This window comes from Desmonostoc vinosum, from assembly GCF_059505385.1.
In genome coordinates, this window is record NZ_JCACKM010000081.1 from 1 (window position 1) to 22836 (window position 22836).

At 42.9% G+C, this 22836-nt stretch carries 22 protein-coding genes; 6 read left to right on the forward strand and 16 right to left on the reverse strand.

The window, feature by feature from the left end:
* Window positions 1-101: 101 nt before the first annotated feature.
* Entirely contained in the window at window positions 102-266 is a 165-nt protein-coding gene (locus tag AC5JMF_RS13880; protein WP_495796310.1) for a hypothetical protein, read from the reverse strand.
* 162 nt (window positions 267-428) lie between these two features.
* Here AC5JMF_RS13880 and chlP point away from each other — a divergent pair, with 162 nt between their 5' ends.
* Window positions 429-1685, forward strand: coding sequence for a geranylgeranyl reductase (chlP, locus tag AC5JMF_RS13885; protein WP_495796311.1), 1257 nt, complete (start codon window positions 429-431; stop codon window positions 1683-1685).
* 701 nt (window positions 1686-2386) lie between these two features.
* Here the strand turns inward: chlP and AC5JMF_RS13890 are convergent.
* From AC5JMF_RS13890 to AC5JMF_RS13910, 5 genes are all read right to left on the reverse strand, one after another.
* A complete protein-coding gene (locus AC5JMF_RS13890) occupies window positions 2387-2542 on the reverse strand; it encodes a hypothetical protein (protein WP_495796312.1) in 156 nt (51 codons plus the stop codon).
* Window positions 2543-2613: 71 nt separating this feature from the next.
* Window positions 2614-3195, reverse strand: a complete 582-nt coding sequence (hpsU, locus tag AC5JMF_RS13895; protein ID WP_495796313.1) for a hormogonium polysaccharide biosynthesis acetyltransferase HpsU — start codon at window positions 3193-3195, stop codon at window positions 2614-2616.
* 73 nt (window positions 3196-3268) lie between these two features.
* Entirely contained in the window at window positions 3269-4204 is a 936-nt protein-coding gene (locus AC5JMF_RS13900; RefSeq protein WP_495796314.1) for a glycosyltransferase family 2 protein, read from the reverse strand.
* Window positions 4205-4279: 75 nt separating this feature from the next.
* Window positions 4280-5215, reverse strand: coding sequence for a glycosyltransferase family 2 protein (locus tag AC5JMF_RS13905; RefSeq protein ID WP_495796315.1), 936 nt, complete (start codon window positions 5213-5215; stop codon window positions 4280-4282).
* 221 nt (window positions 5216-5436) lie between these two features.
* On the reverse strand, window positions 5437-6252 hold the full coding sequence (locus AC5JMF_RS13910) for a hypothetical protein (protein ID WP_495796316.1): 816 nt from the start codon (window positions 6250-6252) through the stop codon (window positions 5437-5439).
* Window positions 6253-6446: 194 nt separating this feature from the next.
* Between AC5JMF_RS13910 and cobU the strand changes: the two genes are divergently transcribed.
* Window positions 6447-6995: a bifunctional adenosylcobinamide kinase/adenosylcobinamide-phosphate guanylyltransferase gene (cobU, locus tag AC5JMF_RS13915; RefSeq protein WP_495796317.1), complete on the forward strand. Its 549-nt coding sequence runs from the start codon at window positions 6447-6449 to the stop codon at window positions 6993-6995.
* A 56-nt stretch (window positions 6996-7051) separates the two neighbouring features.
* Window positions 7052-7465 carry a hypothetical protein gene (locus AC5JMF_RS13920; protein ID WP_495796318.1) on the forward strand — a complete coding sequence of 138 codons (414 nt, stop codon included), beginning with the start codon at window positions 7052-7054 and terminating at the stop codon, window positions 7463-7465.
* 576 nt (window positions 7466-8041) lie between these two features.
* Here AC5JMF_RS13920 and AC5JMF_RS13925 read toward each other — a convergent pair.
* The 8 genes from AC5JMF_RS13925 to surE form a co-directional block, all read right to left on the reverse strand.
* Complete coding sequence (locus AC5JMF_RS13925; protein ID WP_495796319.1) at window positions 8042-8500, reverse strand: aspartyl protease family protein; 459 nt, start codon at window positions 8498-8500, stop codon at window positions 8042-8044.
* Between the two features lie 97 nt (window positions 8501-8597).
* The gene (gene secA, locus AC5JMF_RS13930) at window positions 8598-11390 is read right to left on the reverse strand and encodes a preprotein translocase subunit SecA (RefSeq protein ID WP_495796320.1); all 2793 of its coding nucleotides are present in this window, start codon (window positions 11388-11390) and stop codon (window positions 8598-8600) included.
* A gap of 473 nt (window positions 11391-11863) precedes the next feature.
* Window positions 11864-12406 (reverse strand): cytochrome C, encoded by a 543-nt coding sequence (locus AC5JMF_RS13935; RefSeq protein ID WP_495796321.1) that lies wholly within the window; start codon window positions 12404-12406, stop codon window positions 11864-11866.
* Between the two features lie 124 nt (window positions 12407-12530).
* Entirely contained in the window at window positions 12531-13112 is a 582-nt protein-coding gene (locus AC5JMF_RS13940) for a Uma2 family endonuclease (RefSeq protein ID WP_495796322.1), read from the reverse strand.
* 279 nt (window positions 13113-13391) lie between these two features.
* Window positions 13392-14300 (reverse strand): AAA family ATPase, encoded by a 909-nt coding sequence (locus AC5JMF_RS13945; protein ID WP_495796323.1) that lies wholly within the window; start codon window positions 14298-14300, stop codon window positions 13392-13394.
* Between the two features lie 177 nt (window positions 14301-14477).
* A complete protein-coding gene (locus tag AC5JMF_RS13950) occupies window positions 14478-15548 on the reverse strand; it encodes a bifunctional riboflavin kinase/FAD synthetase (RefSeq protein WP_495796324.1) in 1071 nt (356 codons plus the stop codon).
* A gap of 244 nt (window positions 15549-15792) precedes the next feature.
* A complete protein-coding gene (locus AC5JMF_RS13955; protein ID WP_495796325.1) occupies window positions 15793-16689 on the reverse strand; it encodes an MBL fold metallo-hydrolase in 897 nt (298 codons plus the stop codon).
* 371 nt (window positions 16690-17060) lie between these two features.
* Window positions 17061-17858, reverse strand: a complete 798-nt coding sequence (gene surE / locus AC5JMF_RS13960; RefSeq protein ID WP_495796326.1) for a 5'/3'-nucleotidase SurE — start codon at window positions 17856-17858, stop codon at window positions 17061-17063.
* Between the two features lie 203 nt (window positions 17859-18061).
* Between surE and pheS the strand changes: the two genes are divergently transcribed.
* On the forward strand, window positions 18062-19054 hold the full coding sequence (gene pheS / locus AC5JMF_RS13965) for a phenylalanine--tRNA ligase subunit alpha (RefSeq protein WP_495796327.1): 993 nt from the start codon (window positions 18062-18064) through the stop codon (window positions 19052-19054).
* Window positions 19055-19143: 89 nt separating this feature from the next.
* A complete protein-coding gene (locus AC5JMF_RS13970; RefSeq protein WP_495796328.1) occupies window positions 19144-19728 on the forward strand; it encodes a Uma2 family endonuclease in 585 nt (194 codons plus the stop codon).
* Between the two features lie 217 nt (window positions 19729-19945).
* On the opposite strand, the gene AC5JMF_RS13975 is transcribed toward AC5JMF_RS13970, so the two are convergent.
* Window positions 19946-20536 (reverse strand): DUF6658 family protein, encoded by a 591-nt coding sequence (locus tag AC5JMF_RS13975; protein ID WP_495796329.1) that lies wholly within the window; start codon window positions 20534-20536, stop codon window positions 19946-19948.
* A gap of 51 nt (window positions 20537-20587) precedes the next feature.
* Entirely contained in the window at window positions 20588-21154 is a 567-nt protein-coding gene (locus AC5JMF_RS13980; RefSeq protein WP_495796330.1) for a DUF6658 family protein, read from the reverse strand.
* 696 nt (window positions 21155-21850) lie between these two features.
* On the opposite strand from AC5JMF_RS13980, the gene AC5JMF_RS13985 reads away from it, so the two are divergent.
* Window positions 21851-22759 carry a lysylphosphatidylglycerol synthase domain-containing protein gene (locus tag AC5JMF_RS13985; protein ID WP_495796331.1) on the forward strand — a complete coding sequence of 303 codons (909 nt, stop codon included), beginning with the start codon at window positions 21851-21853 and terminating at the stop codon, window positions 22757-22759.
* The last annotated feature ends 77 nt before the right edge of the window (window positions 22760-22836 follow it).

A 22836-nucleotide genomic window follows, 5' to 3' on the forward strand; every position in this document is an offset into this window, starting at 1 on the left:
AGCGTCGGTACGAGCGTCAGCGTAAAGCCTACGGCATAGCTTCGCTTAGAGCGACGCAGGAGCGTCGCGTCATTACGAATTACGAATTATTTAAGTGTCCATTACCAAATATATACAAATAGTATGACTGGTAGTTGGTTAAGCTGGCCCAGAGGCGCAGGTTGCATGTCTCGATAATCCAGCAGCTGAACAATAATTAAGTAAGCGATCGCTAGAATAACAGAAATTGCACCTGTAATAATTGCTACTATTTTTGAACGATTCATCAGTATTTCCTCAAGAATAAGCCACAAAGCCGCAACTACACTTAACATTGTCACAGACAACGCCAATCCCCAATCCCCATTCGTATCGAAAGATTAAGGAATATTGCATTTACATTAAAACCCAGAGGTAGAGCGCGAATTCACCCAAAAGACCGTGGTACGATGCTTTCGGTAAATGTCAAGATTGGGAGAAGACCTTTGACACTACGGGTTGCTGTTATTGGGTCAGGCCCTGCTGGTTCATCTGCTGCTGAGACACTGGCTTCATCTGGAATTGAAACCTACCTGTTTGAGCGGAAGTTAGACAATGCTAAGCCCTGTGGGGGTGCTATTCCCCTATGTATGGTGGGTGAATTTGACCTACCACCAGAAATTATTGACCGTCGAGTGCGGAAGATGAAGATGATTTCGCCCTCGAATCGTGAAGTTGATATCAATCTGGTAAATGAAGAAGAATATATAGGAATGTGCCGTCGTGAGGTGCTGGATGGTTTCTTGCGGAATCGCGCGGCCAAATTAGGTGCAAATTTAATTAATGCCACCGTTCATAAACTCGATATACCCGCAAACAATACTGACCCCTATACTATCCATTACGTTGACCACACAGAAGGTGGCGCACAGGGCATTGCCAAAACCCTGAAAGTGGATTTAATTATTGGGGCAGATGGGGCTAATTCCCGTGTTGCTAAAGAAATGGATGCAGGGGATTACAATTATGCGATCGCTTTTCAAGAGCGGATTCGCTTACCCCAGGATAAAATGGCATATTACAACGACCTTGCCGAAATGTATGTCGGTGATGACGTTTCTACCGACTTCTACGCTTGGGTTTTCCCCAAATATGACCACGTAGCTGTGGGTACTGGTACGATGCATGTCAATAAAGCTAGCATCAAACAACTACAAGCCGGTATCCGCGCCCGTGCCGTCGATAAATTGGCAGGCGGTCAAATCATTAAAGTAGAAGCGCATCCCATTCCCGAACACCCCCGCCCCCGTCGCGTTGTTGGCCGCATCGCCTTAGTGGGAGATGCGGCTGGCTACGTTACCAAGTCTTCTGGTGAAGGTATTTACTTCGCTGCTAAGTCTGGGCGGATGTGTGCCGAAACTATTGTCGAAGCTTCTAACGGTGGCAACCGGATTCCGACAGAGGAAGATCTCAAAGTTTACATCAAGCGTTGGGATAAAAAATACGGTCTCACTTATAAAGTGCTAGACATTCTCCAAAGCGTATTTTATCGTTCCGATGCTACTCGCGAGGCATTTGTGGAGATGTGCGGCGACCTGGATGTACAGCGGCTAACATTCGATAGCTACCTGTATAAAACTGTTGTTCCAGCTAATCCTATTACCCAACTGAAAATTACTGCCAAAACTATTGGTAGCTTAATTCGGGGTAATGCTCTTGCCCCCTAACTGATTAGTCATTTCTCATTTTGTAGTGGAACGACACAGCTAAAGTAATGCATTAGATGTAGGTTGGGTTGTAGCAAGATCCCGTAGGGTAGGAAGTGAAACCCAACATGGACTCGTGTTGGTTTACCCTGCGGGAAGCCGCCCGGAGGGCGTCTATGTTCCTCAAATGCCACTTCACAAGGGTGGGGGTTCCCCCGCACGTGAGTGGCTCCCCAACCTACAATTTTTTTTGCAACATTTAAGGCTTGCCATATTTTTCAGAACTGATAGGGCGCAGAGCAAGCACCAAATCAAAGATTTTGATGGTCTTTAATTGACTTTAATGATCGCAACTAAAAACCTACCGTTCTAAATAAATTGGCATCACTAGTCAATTTTTTGGCATGGCGGGTCAATCCATACATTAGCAGGAAGCATTACCTTTGGACTATCAGTAATTGCATGAAATTACATAGCTACCACGGGTATTTATGATGACAAGCAAAAATCTTTTCCCAAGTAAAACAACATTCTTAGCACAGCCAGAACTGATCATGAATTCGGTGATGAGCGATCGCATGACTATTTACAGTATCGCCAATCTTATTTAACTCAGTCATGAACACTCTACATCGAATTATCGACACAGGACTACTGCTAATTGCATTAATACTATGGGGAGTTCAAAAACGACTGGTTCAGAACTGATACCATTATTAGACTTATTGCAAAAATACTTGAACCGTCAGAGACTCAAGTCTCTGCCTAATAGCAAAAGTCCGTTGAAACGGACTAAAAATACTGTTATTAGTCGGTTTCAACCGACTTGAGTTATCAGCCAGAAAATTTATTTTCTGGCGAGTATCCGACTTGTGCAAGAGGTCTATTGACAACCTCAACTTACGTCGAAGTATAGTTGATGTCCTCAACTATACATAAAACCCAAACACTAAGAAACTTTCAAGCCTGTTAAGAGTTCCCTGCTATATTGGGCGCGACAGGGGCTTCCCCAACAAACTTGACCAGGAGGGATTTTTGTAAATACGCTACTACGCGCACCAATGACAGCGTTAGCCCCAATTTCTACTCCTGGTGCTACAAAACAATCTGTAGCTATCCATGCACCATTACCAATGGTGATGCTGGCTGTTTTTAACCCAAAGGCAGGATCTTGGATGTCGTGACTACCAGTACACAGGTAACTTTTTTGAGAAATTATACAGTGTTCGCCAATATTAATTTGGTCGAGGCTGTATAAAACCACATCATCTCCAATCCAACTGTAGTCACCAATGGTGATTTTCCAAGGGTAGGTGAAGCGGGCTGTAGGTCGAATTAATACGCCTTTGCCAATATGAGCGCCAAATAGCCTTAGCAAAGTGCAACGCAGAATATTTAATGGTTGAGGAGTCAGGGGAAAAGCGATCGCCTGTACAAACCACCACAATAAAATATACCAACCCGATCGTCCCCGATCAAACCAGGATTGGTCATATTTGCGTAAATCTACTAAAGGTTGGTCATTTGTCATTTGTTATTTTCTTCCCCCACACCCCCGCACCCTTACACCCATGTTTCTTGAAAATACTGATAGTTATCACTCATTACCCTATCTCTCTCATCTGCCTCATCTGCCTCATCTCTTCTTTCGGATTATTTGCCGTATTTAATTGCCCACCGCAGTTACGTAGTTCGTACAGTTTGACTCCTATTTGATATTCATATTGGCTCAACAGACGCGCGTATATATACCCGGCTTTGCCATCCAAAAAACCACGTTGAATTATATAGAACAAAATAAATCGCAAAACTGGTTTAAATGGTAAACGCACCCAGACTCTTTTCAAAAAGCGCTTGCGTTGCACTGCGTCACCAAATAGATTCGCGCCAATAGTGCCGTGGTCATCTTTACCTGTGAGCAAGTTAAAATAAACGCGGGCTTCCCAATTGGAATAGCGATTGTGTCGTTCTAACCAATGGTAAAGGTCACGGAAGTCCTCATGAAGCATATCGTTTTTGAGATATCCAACTTTACCTTGCAAAATAACGTGTTCGTGAACTTCGTTATCGCCTGTGTTAGGAATGTCTTCGGTATTAAGGTTTTCGTATCGACCTTGTTTATGCTTAAATAATCGCAAATTCCAATCGGGATACTTACCACCGTGACGAATCCATTTTCCTAAGAAAAATACGCGACGGTTGAGATAGTAACCGTTATTTTCGCTATGATGAATCACTTGGTCGATTTCTTCCCATAATTCGGGTGTAATGCGTTCATCGCAGTCTACAATTAGCACCCATTCGTTACGGAAAGGCAAATTATCTAAAGACCAATTTTTCTTTTTCGGCCAACGTCCATTAAAGTTGAACTGTACGACATTTGCGCCGTAACTTTGAGCAATTTCAATACTCTTATCGGTACTTTGGGAATCTACTACAAATATTTCATCTGCTCTAGCAAGACTGGTAAGGCAAGCAGGTAGATTTGCTTGTTCGTTTTTTGCTGGAATCAGCACAGAAACTGGTATTTTTGATGCCATCTTAAGTTAATTTTGTACTAATTAATCAGACTTTATATCTTCAATTCTGGGAGTTTTAGTATAGGGTTTATCGCTTTATTTGGGTGATTTGGAATTGCTGATCAGTCCATGAATAGCTGCATTTAAGTAACCAATTTGACCATAAGTATAAACAAATTTATCAAATCTTTCTGCGGGATCTGAAAAATATTGTAATGTTTTATACAATCCTCGCAAAAACCTTTCGCTGCCTCGCCGCAACTGGGCAATACCAGCTTGACCAGCTAATTGTTCGCGATAACATTCGCTGATGCCTTGCCACCAGCCTCGGTTTAAAAACCAGGAGCGTTGCAGACGTTCTGGGGCAACATTGTGAGCTACTAGGGCTTGAGGAAGATAAGCAACTTGCCAACCACGCTGTAGAGCAAATTCGGTCATTTGCAGTTCTTCATTGGATAAGAGGTTTTTGCCCACTCGACCAAGCTGGGGATCAAAACCTCCTATTTCTTTGAGGAAAGCGCCGCGGATTGAGTAATTCAAACCTCTAGGAGTTAAACCAGGCTGTTTGATGTAGACAATGCTGTCACCTAAGTCGTATAGTCCTAAGTTGGCAGCTAATCCAGAAGATAGCCAGTATGGTTGTTGAATGCCTTGGGGCCATAAAAGAGTAACTTTACCACCTGCGATCGCTAGTTGAGAATTATCTTGATAAGCATCGTATAAAACCTGCAACCAATTGGGACTAGCAACGGCATCATCATCTAAATAAGCCAGAATATCAGCACTAGCGACTTTAGCACCAGTATTACGAGCTACAGATAAACCGATAGTTGGCTCAAATACATACTTCAGCCGGGAATCACTGGCTCTTTGTTCTACTACTTCACGGGTGCGATCGCAAGAGCCATTATCAATTACCACAACCTCAAATTCAGCAGCGAAATCCTGCCTCAATAGGCTATCAATCGCTGCACCTAAATAGGTATCTCGATTGTGAGTACAGATAATGGCAGAGATTTGGGTATCTGGCATTTTTTCAGTTATCACACTGTTTACAAAACTTAGTGCTGAGTGCAGAAAAAGCATTAAGTACTTATGTACCAATTAGTGAGTGCCCAGTAGGGAATCTCACTTAGCAACGCAGTGGTTCCTCAGCATTTTCAACTCAGCACTGTTTATACTAGCTGCCTGTTAATCTAAACCAAAATTTACTACCCACCAACCGAGTTTTTTCGGAAATCACCTTTAATACTTCATGTTTGTTGGAGTTGACTATGTAAACCTACCAGTGTTTCGGCTAGTTGGCTGAGGCGGGTTTCTAAGTATTGCTTGCGTCCCAGTAGTTGACGTAACTTTTGGTAACGAGCGATCGCCATACTAACATTGGCAACCTGTTCCGCCGGACAAGGACGCGACCAAACTTTACCGGAATTATCCAAGCCACACAAACGATAACCACTGCGAGGTGCTTGATTGGATGCTGGCCCATCAGTTGAGCAAATTTCTTCTACATAGTCCATCAGACGCTCAACTTCCGCATGGCGCAATGTTGCCGTTCCTCCCTGTTCTGTTTCCTGGGGATTGGATTCTAACCAACCATTGACAATCGGGCCCTCTATATAAATATCTTGTATTTGTTGTAAGATTTGTTGCAATTCTATTTGCCAATCAGCGACAATTCCCTGAATTTCTTGCAATAAATTCATGGCTAATGCCGGATTCGCCCCATGACGATGGCTACTCAAGCTAGGAGTTTTTAACTTAGGTAAACTAGGTATTTTGTTGCCACCCTCTTGTGTTTGAAAGGTTTGTACAGACTCATGCTGAGGAAATAAATTCTGTTCAACAAGAGAATTATTCTCGGTATCTCCATCAGGGTCGATTGTTTTTGCTTGCATTTCTAATTCTGCATTTGGAGCCTCGGTACTTTCTGTAGTTTCGTTTGCTCCAACGCTGATCCTAAAAGATAAAGACTGCTTTGTGGAATCATCTGCTTCAGTTGCAGAAGCGTCGCCGCGAGACTTTAAATCGTGTAAGGTAGCCTCAATACGTTTTAGACCTGCTTTCATAAAGATATCCTGACGTTTACTGTCCCCACCAGTGTTGAATGATAGACAATGGGGTTGTTGGGATTTTCGACTTTTGCCAGTCATGGCATCAATAGACGCTGGTGCTAATTTTATCTCTTAAAAGTTAATAGGAGCAAAAAATTCCCAATTCCCTACTCCCCACTCCCCACTCCCTATTCTCTGAGGAAACAGCTTTGGGTAAAGTTATCTTAGTGACGGGGCCGGCGCGTTCAGGTAAAAGTGAATGGGCAGAAACTCTGGCGTTGCAGTCGCGGAAAGTTGTTGTTTATGTAGCGACAGCCATCGAAAATCCCAATGATCAAGAGTGGCATCAACGCATTCAAGAACACCAAAAACGCCGTCCTCAAGACTGGCTAACGCTCTGTGTACCTGTGGAACTTGCTGCTACTCTTGGTGATGCCAAGCCAAATACCTGCCTTTTGGTTGACTCTTTAGGAACTTGGGTGGCTAATCTCTTGGAACAAGATAAGTTAAAGTGGGAAGACACCCTTGCAGATTTTTTGGAGACAATAGAATTGGTTGCTGCTGATATGATATTTGTCGCTGAGGAAACGGGTTGGGGTGTAGTGCCAGCTTATCCCCTTGGGAGGACGTTTCGCGATCGCCTGGGTTCTTTAGTCCGGCAGTTGGGCACGCGCAGTGAAGTTGTATATTTAGTTACTGGCGGTCATGTCCTCAATCTCAGCGCTCTCGGTTCGCCATTGCTAGCACCCAATTCTTAATTGAAAATTAAGTATTCAAAGTTTAAAATTTCTCATCTGAAACCTAAGATTATGGTATGGCAAATCAACAAGAAGTAAAAAAATATCTTGCCTACTGGTTTCAGTTGGGTAAGAGGGTGGTGACGGGCAATGGTCAGGCAAGCTTTTTGCCTCAACCAGTGCTAAAAGGCAGCAGCTACAGTCCAGAATTTGAAGAGTGTTGGCAAAAAATTATCTCGCCAGAATCGGGTGACTGCTATCTAGAAGGGACACACGAAACCATTGCAGAACTGTTGACGCCAGCATGGGAAATGTTACCATGCGGTCGTTGTGAGATGCCAGTTGTCGCTAAAAGCGTTGGAATGCCAGCACTGCTGTGTCCCTGCAACGACTTACTCACCTGGCCGAATACCGAACTACCAAAGCCTCGTAGCCCAATTTGTAGCCAAGAGCAATTGAGAGTAATTCGCGATCGCCTTTTGAATAATTAGTATACCCTTGACACTCTCCAACCTAAAGGTGCGGAGATTCTTAAGACCTCACAGACTTAATATCCTGTTTACACAGGTACGCGCGGCTCACTACGTTTGCCCCATAGGGCGTAGTGATAAGCTAAAAAACATCTAAATTACATAATCAAATTAAATAAAACTCTTGTGGGGTGGGCATCTTGCCCGCCCTAATTATGCAAGTTATATATGGAACAGCTTATCTCCTCAAGGTTTTTCGGGCGTAGACTTCCCCCCAGTCCGGGGGTAGGTTTTGAAATCTTGTACTGATTAGACTATTTTAACATGGCTGAGACAATAAAGGACTTAATTAGCCTTCATCTAGGCTGTTGACTTTGTTGGTTTTTAGGCGATTTTGCGGAAAATTATTCGTGTTCTTTTTTGTTTGTGGAAAAACGGCTGGAACAGCCGTTTTTCCACAAAAATAGTCAACACACTTTCTGCATGAACCCTTATGGGCAAAAGAGTACAAAGTTTACAGCCTAGCCTTCATCCCCTGCATAAAGTACGCTTGGATGCAACTACGTTGCTGTTCGGAGAGGGTTTTCGGCATATTTTTTATAAAATACTCAAGTAGGTTTGCTCAGAATTCATCGGCAAAACCCGCAACTGACGATTTTTTAGGTCTGGTTCTAGCCCTAAAACTTCCATTGGTGTTACACCCAAAAGGGCATAAGGCACTTCTGTAAGTTCTAAACAATCAAACGTCCCTCGGCGTTCTCCAATACAGAGTTCAACATCTCGAAAAATCCTGCCTTGTTTCACTCCAGCCGCAGTTTCTACATTGGCCTCCCCACCTGGAACTAAACCTAGTTGACTAATAATATTTGCAGGTAAGCACAGCAAGGTTGCGCCCGTATCAACTAAAACATCATTTAGGCTACAATAACGAACCTCCTCAAGAGAAATAAAGCCTCTTTGGGCTAAAACTTGATCAATTCGATTAGTGACAGTGAGGGTAACTATTACTTGCCCCATTTGCTTACCCCGAAGATTTGGCATGATTAGCTTACCCATTTCAGCCAACTCCTAAAGCTATACAAAAAAGCCCCAAGGCGCTAAGAAAACTCTGTGTCTTAGCGCCTTGGCGCGAAATTAATCTTTGCCCATAATTTTAAACCATCTCTGACGATGTTTGTACCATTGCCTGCGGTTGGGGCTGGAACATAAACAGCGAGTAGACTACATCTCGGCGGATGTTAACCATCATATCCAAGAATAATTCATAACCTTCGCTCTTATATTCAATCAGCGGGTCTTTTTGACCGTAACCGCGCAGTCCCACTGATTCGCGTAAAGCATCCATTTGTTGGAGGTGTTCTCGCCACAGGGTATCGATGCGTTGCAAAATAAAGAAGCGTTCGGCTTGCCGCATCAGTCCGGGCTGAATTTGGTCGATTTGGGCTTCCTTAATATCGTAAGCAATTCGTACCTGTTCTTGCAGGAAGGCTTTAATCTCACCAACAGACATATCCTCTAGTTGACTTGGTTGTAAATCCTCTAGCAGATAGACAAATTCTTTGACTTTATCGACTAGTTTGGGTAAATCCCATTCTTCTGAGGGTAGGTCGGGGTTGATGTAATAGTCAACGATGTCATCCATCGTTTTTTCGGCGTATTTAATTACTTGTTCTTTTAAGTCTTGACCTTCTAATACCCGACGGCGTTCGGCGTAGATGGCGCGGCGTTGATTGTTCATTACCTCGTCATACTCAAACACCTGCTTGCGAATGTCGTAGTAGTAGGTTTCGACTTTTTTCTGTGCGCCTTCTAGACTGCGGGTAAGCATCCCAGATTCGATGGGCATGTCTTCTTCTACTTGAAAGGCATTCATTAACCCGGCGACGCGATCGCCTCCAAAAATTCGCAGCAAGTTATCCTCTAAACTGAGGAAGAATCTTGTCGTTCCTGGGTCGCCTTGTCGCCCTGCCCGTCCGCGTAACTGGTTGTCAATGCGGCGTGATTCGTGGCGTTCTGTACCAATGACGTGCAACCCACCTAGATCCACAACTTCATTGTGTTCACGGGTAGTGAATTGTTCGTACTCTTGTTTGACACGGTTGTAAGCTGAGCGCAATCGTTGAATGATTGGGTCATCGATGGGAGCTTTTTCTACAGCTACAGCGATTTTGTCTTCTGCTTCCAATTCGGGTAAGCTACGCTCACCATATTCTTTAACTGCTGACTCTACAGCATCTTTGAGTAGTTTTTCTATCTCTTTGGTTAATTGAGTGGGAAAAATTTCTGGTGAAGCCCGCCAAGTTTTAACCTTTTTGCCTGGAACAAAGCCGTGACCACCACCACTGCCTGTAGGTAGTCCCGCCGCTCTTTGGATACCAAATACATCTTCGTCTTCTGGCTGAACAATCCGGGGCATAAAGTATTCCCGCAGTTTCAGACGCGACATATACTCGGAATTACCACCCAGGATGATATCTGTACCTCTACCTGCCATGTTTGTCGCAATAGTTACAGCACCCTTGCGTCCTGCCTGAGCCACAATTTCTGCCTCACGCTCAACGTTTTCCGGTCGAGCGTTGAGCAATTCGTGGGGAATCTCCATTTGCTTAAGCAATTGGCTGAGATATTCGGATTTTTCGACGCTGGTGGTTCCTACTAACACAGGTCTGCCAAGTTCATGCATTTCTGCACATTCTCTAGCGATGGCTTGCCACTTGCCTGGTTCTGTTTTAAAGACCATATCAGACAAATCTTCACGTCTTCTAGGTCTGTTGGTAGGAATTACCGTCACTTCCAGTTTGTAAATTTTTTCAAACTCTGGTTCTTCTGTCTTGGCTGTTCCAGTCATTCCACCCAATTTTGGATACAGCAAGAACAAGTTTTGGTAAGTAATTGTTGCTAGAGTTTGCGTTTCTGGTTGAATTTCTACGTGTTCTTTGGCTTCTATGGCTTGGTGCAGTCCATCACTCCAACGCCGTCCAGGTAATACCCGACCAGTAAATTCATCTACAATTACTACTTCTCCATTCCGCACGATGTATCTTACATCTTTTAAGAATAGTTCTTTAGCTTTAATCGCATTAAACACAAAATGTGCCCAAGGATCTTCTGGATCAAATAAATCATTGACATTTAACAGATTTTCTGCTTCAGCAAAGCCTTCATCTGTCAATAGCACGTTTTGAGCTTTTTCGTCCACCTCGTAATGCTCATCTTTTTTGAGTGTCGAGGCTATTTCTGTGGCTTGCAGGTATTTTTCTGTAGGTCTTTCTACCTGCCCAGAAATAATTAGGGGTGTGCGGGCTTCATCAATTAAAATCGAGTCTACCTCGTCAATCACGCAGTAATTGAAGGGTCGCTGTACCACATCCTTAAAATCTGTGGCCATATTATCGCGTAGGTAGTCAAACCCTACCTCGCTATTAGTGACATAAGTAATATCACACTCATAGTTTTTCTGGCGTTCACTGGGAGTCATGCTTGCTTGAATTAGCCCCACACTCAGCCCCAAGAAGCGATGCACCTGTCCCATCCACTCTGCGTCCCGACGAGCCAGGTAATCATTGACTGTGACTACATGGACACCTTTACCAGTCAGGGCATTTAAGTAACTCGGCAAAGTCGCAACTAACGTTTTACCCTCGCCGGTTTTCATTTCTGCAATTTGTCCTACATGCAGAATTACACCGCCTAAAAGTTGGACATCGAAGTGTCGCAAGCCCAAGACTCGCCGCCCTGCTTCTCGGACGACTGCAAAGGCTTCTGGCAAAATATCATCCAGAGTTTCGCCTTTGGCCAACCGCCCTTTAAACTCTGCGGTTTTACCTTTTAACTCCTCATCGGAAAGAGCGTTGATTTCTTCCTCTAGCAGGTTTATATCAGTTATGTAAGGTTGGTATTTTTTAAGCTTACGAGCGTTGGGATCGCCCAACAAAATTTTTAGCATGGCAGGTTTTGGAGCTGAATCAAGGGGGGATGGGGATTAAAGGTCTGGCATTGATTATAAACTTTTAACCCAATAGTCTTAAACGTAGATAGGTTTGAAATGAGAATTAACTTAAAAGCTGAATGGCAATTAGCCAATCATCGAACGAGGGAACAGGGAACAGTTTTTGCTATTTCCTGTTTTTTGTCTGGGAGTTAGGAGACTCGTACAAACATTCAGTGGTTTGTTTTTCTTAAGTATAAATCTCAAGAAAAACTCACCGTTGTCTGTTGCTCGTTAAGAGTTCCCTCTTGAAATTGAGCTAACTGGGTGGTTTTAATTTACTATCTTATATTTAGACTTTATTCATAGTATCATTTTGCCTCCAGATGGGGCCACACAAGGCTGCCTATCGGAGGTAGCGATCGCCGTCCTCTTAAAATGGGGAGTAGAGAGTAAGGAGTGAGTATTTGTGATTTCTCCCCCTGCCCCCATCACGAATCCTGCCATTGTGAACTCAAGCGTCGGAAATTATACTCGCTAGCGCTGGGATGACAGTTTACGCAGCCGTTGATCTGGGCGGGATGCAGTCCCTGGACTTTCGGATGCAAAGCTTTAAAATAGCGTGAGTTGTTAACGCGATATGGTGTTTCTTCGTCTTGTAACTGGGCACGAGAGAAAGTAGAAAGATATCTCCACACCAAGATGCGTGGTGGATCTACTAAAGGCTTGAGTTGTACACCGTAGTGTTGCGAGTCTTGCAGGAGATTTTTCCAAGTTTGGGTAGGCAAAACGGCTGGTGGTAAGGCAATGTGACAATTAGAGCAGTTTTCTACGTATAGTTCTTGCCCCAACTGATATTGTGGGGGTACTACGTCAACTGTACCAACTTCAGCAACGAGAGTAGGACTTTGAGCGTTAGTTATTGAAGCTAAAAGCCAACCCATAGCTAGACTCCAAGCGAAAATGACTAAAAGCAACATCAAAGGCTGCCGCTTGAGTTGATGATGGGATTTACGCTTAACAAAATTTGACATTCCTCACATTCCCAGATACTTGATTTAGCGCCTTTAGCTAATCATAAGACTTATACAGTATCAGTGATGTTGCAGGCTTGGTGTAGATATTTTTATGATGCAAGATAGCGATCGCAATTTATCTTTAGGCTTGATTTACTGCATCAAAGATTTGTGATGCTTTGAGATTTAGTTGACTAAATTGTGGAGATATAACTAAATCATTACAAGCAAAGTTACCGATTTCAGTATAAGTTTTGTCAACCAGTTCTAGGACTAATATAGTTTGAGTTTCAGGGTCGATAATCCAATATTCAGGAATTCCACAATCTTGATACTGCGAACGCTTAGCAATAAAATCTCTATCTCGCTGCAATTCTCCTGGGCTAACTACTTCAACTACCAGTAGAGGCGGAAGCATCTCTAAGCGAATAGTATTACGTTTTGCTAACTGCTGAATATGCTCTTGACGAATAATTGTTAAGTCAGGATAGCGGTTTCTGGGTTCTCCTCTAACTTCCAGTTCTAAACCATGTCCCCGAACTCGATTAATCCCTACAATCGTCACAAAAATCAGGAAAAGACGATTGGCAATCTGAACATTAATTCCTGATTCTGGAAGCATCTCGATTAACTCTCCATTAAACAACTCATAGAGTTGATCTGAGCCATCATCATAAGACAGATATTCTTCAAAGCTTTGAAATCGATGTTTAATTTGTTGCATCAGGATAGCTCCATGATGAGTCTTAACTGGAGTTTAGCTAATTTTGCACACATTCGAATCGCAAACCAATCAAAGTATGTGCGTACAATCTCTGCTGAATTTAAATGGGGAGTACAAAATATTCAACAAGTTATTCAGATGGAGTGAGCTGTTTAAATAATTCGTAATTCGTAATTCGTAATTAAGTTTTGTAATGGGGATTTGACCCCAACACAAAACTTGCCGATTCTATAACCGGGGGACTTAAACATCCAAACCCTCAAACCTAAATGTAAAATCCTATGGAATAGGAAGCGATCGCAACAGCCGCTCAACAATACCTCTGGCATTACGTCCTCCTCTGGGGATGAGACGATGGCAAAGAACATGAGGAACGAGAAACTTGACATCATCGGGGATAGCATAATCGCGTCCTCGCAGAAAAGCTAACGCTTGGGTAGTCCGTTGCAAAGCCACTGAACCGCGCGGACTAACACCTAGAGCAATTTCCTCATCTTGTCTTGTTGCCCGCACCAATTCAATAATGTACTGTTGCAAAGAAGTTTCCACCCTCACTTGCGAGCAAATATCACGCAATTCCTGAATTTCTGCCAAGGTAATACAAGGTTGTAAATCAGTAACCTTGACACCATTTTGCAAACTTTCCAACATTTGGAGTTCTTCTTCTTCAGAAGGATAACCCAAACTCAGCGACAACATAAACCGATCCATTTGCGCCTCAGGTAGAGGAAAAGTACCTTGGTACTCAATGGGATTCTGAGTGGCAATTACAAAAAAGGGCTGGGGAACTGCACGCGAGACACCATCAACCGTTACTTGATGTTCTTCCATGACTTCCAACAACGCTGACTGAGTGCGGGGTGTAGCACGGTTGATTTCGTCAGCCAGCAGGACATTAGCAAACACGGGCCCAGACAGAAAAGTAAATTCACCACTTTTGGGGTTCCAGATGTTAGTACCAGTGATATCAGTTGGTAATAAATCCGGTGTACATTGTAGACGTTGAAACTTGCCAGCCACTGAACGCGCCAGGGATTTAGCAAGAAGAGTTTTGCCAACACCAGGAACATCTTCTAAAAGAGCATGACCACCAGCTAAGAGGGCGACTAGTACTAAACGTATTGCCTCAGTTTTACCAACGATGGTATGACTCAGATTTTGTGTTAAAGCGTCAATTTTTTCTTTCATGAATTTAGGAATGGGGAGTGGGGAGTGGGGAGTAGGGAGTAGGGAATTGAGAATGGGTTTTTACCTTGATTCCCCTAACTCTTTTTTCTGTTCAATACCAATTTCTCTAACCACATTGTTCCCACTCAGCACTCCTCACTCCCTACTCCCTACTCCCTACTCCCTACTTCCTACTCCCTACTCCCCACTCCCTAACACTTCTTTAGCAGCCACACAATCAAGCTGAATTTGCATTTTGAGGGCTTCTAGGGAAGGAAATTTTTGTTCGGGGCGTAAAAATTTTACTAGTTGCACAGCCAGTTCTTTACCATATAAGTCACCAGACCAATCGAAAAGATGTACTTCCACAGATGAATAAGCACCATTGACTGTGGGGCGGTTGCCGATATTCATCACGCCCAAACTCTCGGTAGAGGGAGTATCTGGGGTTTCGCTCAGATGGAAAACGCGAACAGCATAAACCCCATGGCAAGGAATAAACTTTTCTTTTGGGAGTTGGATGTTGGCGGTGGGAAAGCCAATTGTTCTACCCAATTGTTGACCTTGAACAACTGTACCAATTAGGGTGTAGGGGCGTCCTAGTAGGAGATTTGCTCTTTCGATGTCACCGCGCTCAAGAGTTTGACGGATAAGTGAAGTGCTAATGCGGGTATCTTGAGTCGGGGCAACACTGATGCAGCTTTGATTGGGTGAGTCACCTGTATAAGTTTCTAGGGGGACGATGGTAACGGGTATGTCGTATTTAGCAGCAAGTAATTGCAAATCTCTAGCAGTACCAAGGCGCTGTTTGCCAAAACAAAAATCTTGACCGACGCTAATTCGCTGACATTTGAGTTGTTGTACGAGAATTTTTTCGACGAATTCTTCGGGGGTTAAAGCTGATAATTCCTTGTCAAAGGGTAGTAATACCAGTTGTTCTACCCCAAGCGATCGCAATTGTTGAACTTTTTCATCCACTGGTGTTAACAATGTACGAGGTTGCCCCGTAAAAAACTCCTGTGGATGAGGATGAAAGGTGACAACTGTCGAATAAACATATTCTTGATTTGTCAGTTGGGAATTTTCGTTTGACTGCGAACTACTAACAACAGACAACTGACTACCAGCGTGCAAAACTGGTTGAATTACCCTTTGATGACCAAGATGGACACCATCAAATTTGCCAAGAGCAACAGCAGTTGGTGTTAGCAGCCCTTTGGTCGAAGAAGCAACCCACACAGAACACCCATTTTGAGACAAATTTAGCACGTGGATTCTGGGATTTTAGGTTTATTTGAGCTATCAGCCGCAAGCTACTTGAGCAGTAGTGAGCGATGAGTTGCGAGGAGCCAGTTGCTTGTGAGGGGAACCCCCGTTGAGCTAACTGGTGTTGCTGAGTGGGAATTTTCACTCATTATTTATGACTTGCAACTCAGCACCACTTGCATTCTCGCGCTGAAGGCTTCTGATCACCAATCTAATCTAAAATCTCTAATTGCTCCGACTGCAATCTTCAAGGAGAAAACTTGCTAATAGGAAAAGATTCCGATAAAGAAACTGAAACTGGAATGGAAAGGATCAGTCCTTCCCGGGCCATAAATGCCTCTGGAAACTTAGCTACTGCTTGTTTCCCCACACAATCTAAAAAGTCATCATCATGTGCGGGGTCGTGGTGATAAATTACCAGAGTTTTCACATTGGCGGCTTTTGCTACTTTGACAGCTTCTTGCCAAGTGGAATGTCCCCAGCCAATTTTGGGAGATGTTGAGCAATAATATTCCTCATCAGTATAGGTGGAATCGTAGATCAAAATATCGGCATTCCGAGACAGCCACAGCACATTTTCATCGAGTTTGTTGGGAAAATGTTCTGTATCGGTAATATAAACAGCAGCACCACCACACCAGTTAACTCGGTAGCCGACGGCTTCACCGGGATGATTTAAAGATGCTGTTTCTACAGTGATGTCATCAATTTGGATTGCTTGCCCTGGATGAACATCGTGAAAATCCAAATTAGCTTGCATAATCTGCAAGGGTACGGGAAAATTTGGATGCAGCATCTGATCGTTTAAGCGCTGTTCTATGGTGGAACCATCTGGTGCGATCGCCCCGTAAATATCAAAGTTATTGCCTTTGACAAACCCTGGCACAAAGAAGGGGAAACCCTGCATGTGATCCCAGTGAGAGTGAGTAAAAAATATATGAGCTTCTATCGGCATTTGACGCAATAAAGATTGCCCCAAAACATGCAGTCCCGTACCACCATCAAAAATTAAGCGTCTACCGCCCACTTGCATTTCAACACAAGGAGTATTGCCGCCATAACGAACGGTGTGTGGCCCTGGACTGGGGATGCTGCCCCGAACGCCCCAAAATTGCACTGTAAATTGGTTCTCTATCCTAGACATGGGTGTTGCTTGCTGGACTGAGCGGGCGATCAATTAAAAAAATGTTACTTATTGTGTTTAAGTTTATGCTGTATCCTGCCTTTGGTAGAGAAGGATTTATTGGTAAAACAGCATACTCCGTTTCTGGCTGATTGTGTAAAAGAAGGGGAAGTATTACAAAGCACAAGTTTTTTTGTCTTTGATCTTAAAAGCGCTCCTACTTTATAGCCTACATTTTCTGGTGATGTATTCAATTAACGAAGTCAGGAGGCAGGAGGCCGTTTTTGTCACGGGGATTTATACCCTGATCCCCAAAATTTTCGCCTTAAAAGGCGAAGTTTGAGACCCGATTGTTGCGATAACTCGATTTATTTGTCTATAAGCACCATAATTTAAGGAAACTGGAATTTCCATTGTGATAATTTATGTAGTCCATTTGCATAAGTAAGATTGTATTGCAATGGCGTTATACTGATGTAGTTTTTACGGATAACATGCACATCTGTAGGTATGTTTTGAGGCAGGTTTAATCCGGTTGGGGGTTCTATGTCTTCAATTACTTCTCCGGTTAACCAGTAGTACGTTTTTCCTCGAGGATCGACTCGCTTATCAAACACGTCAACATAGCGGCGTACTCCCTGACGAGTAAAACTGACTCCGGTAATTTCTTCCCATTTGACAGCAGGAACATTAACATTCAGCAACATCAAATCAGGTAGAGGTTCTTGTGCTATTTTGTCTACTAAAATTTTGGCAAACTGAGCAGCAGGTTGAAAATCCTTCGAGATCCCACTAGCAAGACTCAGCGCTATACTGGGAATGCCTTCGATCAGACCTTCCATTGCTGCTGAAACAGTGCCAGAATAAAGAATTTCTGTACCTAAGTTAGCGCCTTGATTAATACCAGACAGCACCAAATCGGGGGGAGACTTTAGCAAAGCCCACAGAGCGAGTTTTACGCAGTCTGAAGGAGTGCCATCGCAAGCCCAAGCTTTAACAGCAGGGTGAAAAACTGATTCGATAATTTCGGCGCGAATTGGCTGGTGCATAGTTAATCCATGTCCAGTTGCCGATCGCTCCCGATCAGGGCAAACTACAGTGACATCATGCCCTGCTTCTGCCAAACAGTTAGCTAAGGTACGAATACCTAAAGCCGAAATGCCATCATCATTGCTAACAAGTAATTTCATGTGTCAGTGGTCAACAGTCAACTGGCGGTCAATAGTCAATGGTTAACAGTCATGGTTCAATTGTCAATGTTTGATATCACAAGTCCAGAACAAAAAAAAACCTCTGACGCTCAATCCCTTCTAAACTGGTAAAAAGAAATAGTATTATTTGTCCTTTGTCATTTGCTAATGACTATTGACTATTAACCATTGACTAATAACTAATGACTAACAATTTAGAAGCTCAACTATTAGCATTACAGCAAGAAGGAGAAAAAGCGATCGCAGCCGCCGATACTCTAGAACGCCTAGAGGAACTTAGAGTCAGCTATCTAGGTAAAAAGGGGCAATTGGGGGCATTGTTGCGTAGCATGGGACAGATGAGTGCAGAGGAACGACCGAAAATCGGGGCGATCGCCAATACAGTTAAGGAGTCCCTGCAAACTAGTCTAGACCAGCAACGCACCGCCTTGGAAACAGCACAAATTCGCTTACAGCTAGAAGCTGAAACTCTAGATGTAACTATGCCAGGGATTTATCGCCCCCAAGGTCGCATCCATCCCCTCAATGGCATTATTGACCAAGCGTTGGATATCCTTGTTGGTATGGGCTACACCGTAGCCCAAGGGCCAGAAATGGAGACAGACTACTACAATTTCGAGGCTCTCAATACCCCACCCGACCACCCCGCCCGTGATATGCAGGATACCTTCTACCTACCAGATGGTAATCTGCTACGGACTCACACCTCATCAGTGCAAATCCGTTACATGGAAGTTGAAGAACCATCCATCCGTGTTGTAGCACCAGGACGAGTTTATCGACGAGATAATGTAGATGCCACTCACTCAGCCGTTTTCCATCAGATAGAACTTTTAGCAATTGATGAGGGACTGACATTTACAGACCTCAAGGGCACTATTAAAGTATTTTTACAATCAATGTTTGGTGATCTACCAATTCGCTTTCGTGCTAGCTATTTCCCATTTACCGAACCATCTGCGGAAGTGGACTTGGAATGGAATGGACGCTGGTTAGAGGTGATGGGTTGCGGTATGGTCGATCCCAATGTCCTCAAAGCCGTGGGATACGACCCAGAAGTGTACACTGGATTTGCTGCCGGTTTTGGTGTAGAACGCTTTGCCATGGTGTTACACCAAATCGATGATATTCGCCGCTTATACGCCAGCGATTTGCGCTTTTTACAACAGTTTTAGAACTAACAATTTTTTTAGAGACGCGCCATGGCGCGTCTTCTGAATATAAATTTGCTAAAATATCAGCACGCAACTTACCTTTACGCCATATGACCGCAATCGCTGGCAAACGGCTAACGTTGGAAGAATATTTAAAATATGACGATGGCACAGATAACCAATATGAGTTGGTGGCAGGAGAGTTAGTTGCAGTGCCACCCGAAAGCCCAAAAAATGTACAGATATCTCTATTCTTACTAGTAAATTTACTCAAATTTGTTCCCATCAATTGCTTAAGTAACAAAGTTGAAATTGTGATCTCTGGTTCTCGTGCAACAACTCGCATTCCTGATTTAATCGTGCTGACGGATGAACTAGCAACAGCTTTAAAAGGCGCAACGCAATCCACAATTACACTGGATATGCCGCCTCCATTATTGGTGATTGAAGTTGTTTCTCCTGGCAAAGCCAATGAAGACCGAGACTATCGCTACAAACGTTCTGAGTATGCTGCAAGAGGAATTGCTGAGTATTGGATTGTTGACCCACAAACAAACAAAATCGCTGTATTAACCTTGGTTGACGGATTTTATGAAGCAACCAAATTTATAGGAAATACGGCAATCGTTTCTACCATCTTCCCTGAATTACAGCTTACAGCACAGCAAATACTCAATGCTGGAGAAAGTGACTAATAGCAATTCGTAATGACGCTCGATGACTCGCTACCGCTACGCTAACGTAGTTCGTAATTAAGAAACTCTTATTTAGTATGGGTTTCGGAGTTTGAATGTGTAGCCGAATTTTAGAGAATTGGTAGAACTGCAAACAAGCAAACAAAAACATACAAAAAACAAGGGGAAGTGTTGCTTAACTTCCCCTCATTTCTTGGCCTTCTTCGTTAACTAGCTTTTAGGCAGCGTCTCTAATTGTTCTGTTAACTTTTGCGCCTGCGTCATCAACGGTACGTTGAGCGTTTCTTTTCACATCCTCAGTCCCACGTTGAACATTTTTAGTGAGGTCTTGGGTATTTTCTTTGATGTTTTCAATTCCGCGTTGAGTTCCTCTAACTACACCTTCGCGAACTTCATCCGCTGAACCACCGACATTCTCACCCAAGCGTTTTACTCTTTCACCTAAAGGCGTACCTTGGCGAAAATTTTCCACATAATCTGCTGGGTTGTTAACTCCCTTTTGATTAATGTTTTTCTGGGCATTTCTTACCAACGCTTCAGCTTTGTCCTGTGCTGCTTTCTCGGCTGTTCTTGATCTTGGGTCTACATCACTAAAGTTATTCATTCCCCGTTCAGGAGAAGAGAGAGGATAACTTTTGGTAGGATCGTAACGTTCAGCATTAGGTACTTGGGCACCGGGTTGAGGTGGTTGAGCTGCGATGTTTGGACGGTTACAGGCTTGAGTCAAGAATAGAAAAATTCCTGCCAAGAAAACTGTTAAAACTTTCACTGGACGAATATTTTTCAACCAAGCGATTACTCTTTGCATAGTTCTACTCCTTGCTTTTTTGTATTCCAGTTAAATGTCAAATCTCCAGCCTTATCTGCGTACTGCTGGATTTGCTTTCAATTCCGGTCTAATGCTGGCTTCATCCGCTTTATTTTTGAGAAAGCCAGACGCTTCTCCAACTTCCTCTGTTACAGTTTCCAGCCGTTCTTTAACTCGAGTTCCTATATTAGGTTCACGTTGAATCAAGTTACCTGGTTCAGGGCGTTGGAAGTTTTCTTTAGTAATGATTGGTAGTTCTGCCTCTTTTTTGAGTCTGCCTACTGGTGTTTCCGCACCGGGATACAGTAATTCAGATTCTTTATTTGTGGCAATTAGCAACTGTGAATTTAGCTGTAGAGTAGCTTGTTCACGTCCTTGATTATCTTTTTGGTTGGTTATTTTTGGGTCAGTAGACATCCTATAGTTACTATATTTGTCTCCACCACCTTTATAGGGATTATTTGCTCTACCAGCTTGCACAGCAGGGTTTTGGGGATTTGCACCTTGAACATTTGCCCCACTACATCCAGTGCTAACCATCAACAATATTCCAGCCAAAAAGACAGTTAAAATCTGGCGCAGTTTTAGTTTTTTCAACAAAGCTATCAAATTGTTCACCTATTCCTCCTTGCATTTAAGAATAAGCCCATAACTTGACTGAAGAATTATTTTATTCATTCAGTAAGTTTTTGTACTTGTTTTAGCTAGTTAGTTTTTGAATAACCCTCGTTTAAGATACGAATAATAAAATCACCTTTACATCTAGCGCAGGTCACATATTAATTAGGATCAGAATACTATTTTTATCTAACTGTAGAGAGATATAAACTAAGAGCAGAAGTTTTAGCCTATATTGTTTGTATTAAAGGTTTTTAGTAGTATGTAATTTGATGACAAATTGAGAATTGAATTTCTGCTTACTGACATAAGTCTCTAGAAAGATAGTCAACTACCTTTGAATATATAGTAATCCATTTTGATTTTTGAAATTACTTGCGTGGTACGCGATCGCGAAGCGTCTCGCAGAGAAGCGCAGCACCAGCGCGATAGGCTATGAGTAGGAAAAACCCTTTTCGATTGGTACTGAATTGTTTCAGAGATTAAATAGGAGTCTTATATCAAGAATTTTATTTAAAAAGAGTGTTGCAGAAATAATGTAGGATAATTTTAGAGATTTTCCTTTGTGCCTTCGCGTCTATGCGTGAGACATTGATCCCTAGATTCAGCAACATCAAAAACCTTAGTTGTTTGGTTAAAATAGCATAATATTTGTGAGTTCAGCCTAGATTTCTCGAATCTTCAATCACCAAATTCATGAAGCAAATTTTCCGCTGGATAGTTTTGGGTGGGACATTGTTCTTTGTAGGTAAAGCCATAAAGGATCATTGGCTAGAAGTGAACGCGATCCGCATTGATGGAGTAGGGTGGGCGATTTTAGCGATCGCTACAGTTATTACTCTACTGGCGCATACTTGGGCAGGCTGGATTTGGACTTGGGTTTTGCAAGAGTTAAATCAACCTGTGCCAGTTTCCCAGTTTATCCAAGTTTACCTCAAAACAAACATTGCTAAGTACTTACCAGGTAATGTTTGGCATTACTATGGACGAATTGTTGCAGCCAAAGAAGCTAATATTTCTGCTGGTGCTGCTACTTTAAGTGTTTTGTTAGAACCGCTACTAATGGCTAGTGCCGCGTCAATTGTGATAATTTTATTTGGTAGCCAATTAGCAATAGCTAATACTAATTTTGTTCTACAAATACTACAATTATTCAGCTTATTTCTAGTTCTTTGTACTATTCATCCTCGGTTTTTGAATCCGATTATTCGCTTTCTATACAGATTAAAAACTAAAAAATCTGCTACTACCAGTACCCAGCTAAATATTCCCTTATATCTTCAACGCTATCCCCTCAAACCTTTGTTGGGAGAATTAGGCTTTTTAGGATTGCGTGGTACTGGTTTTATATTAACTGTATTTGCTTTAAGTTCGTTCAATATAAGTCAAATTCCGTTGTTGCTGGGTGCTTTTAGTTGCGCTTGGTTATTAGGTTTGATTGTTCCGGGTGCGCCTGGTGGGTTGGGTGTGTTTGAAGCAACTGCGATCGCTCTTTTGCAACATCATTTTCCGACTGCTTTAGTAATTAGTGCGATCGCTCTATATCGGCTAATTAGTATTTTAGCTGAAACAGCTGCTGCTACCTTAGCCTTGATCACGGATTAATAGGGATTACTGGATTACACGGAAGATTAAGATGTTGATCATGGATTAGACGGATTTCAGGATGACAATTATGGTGG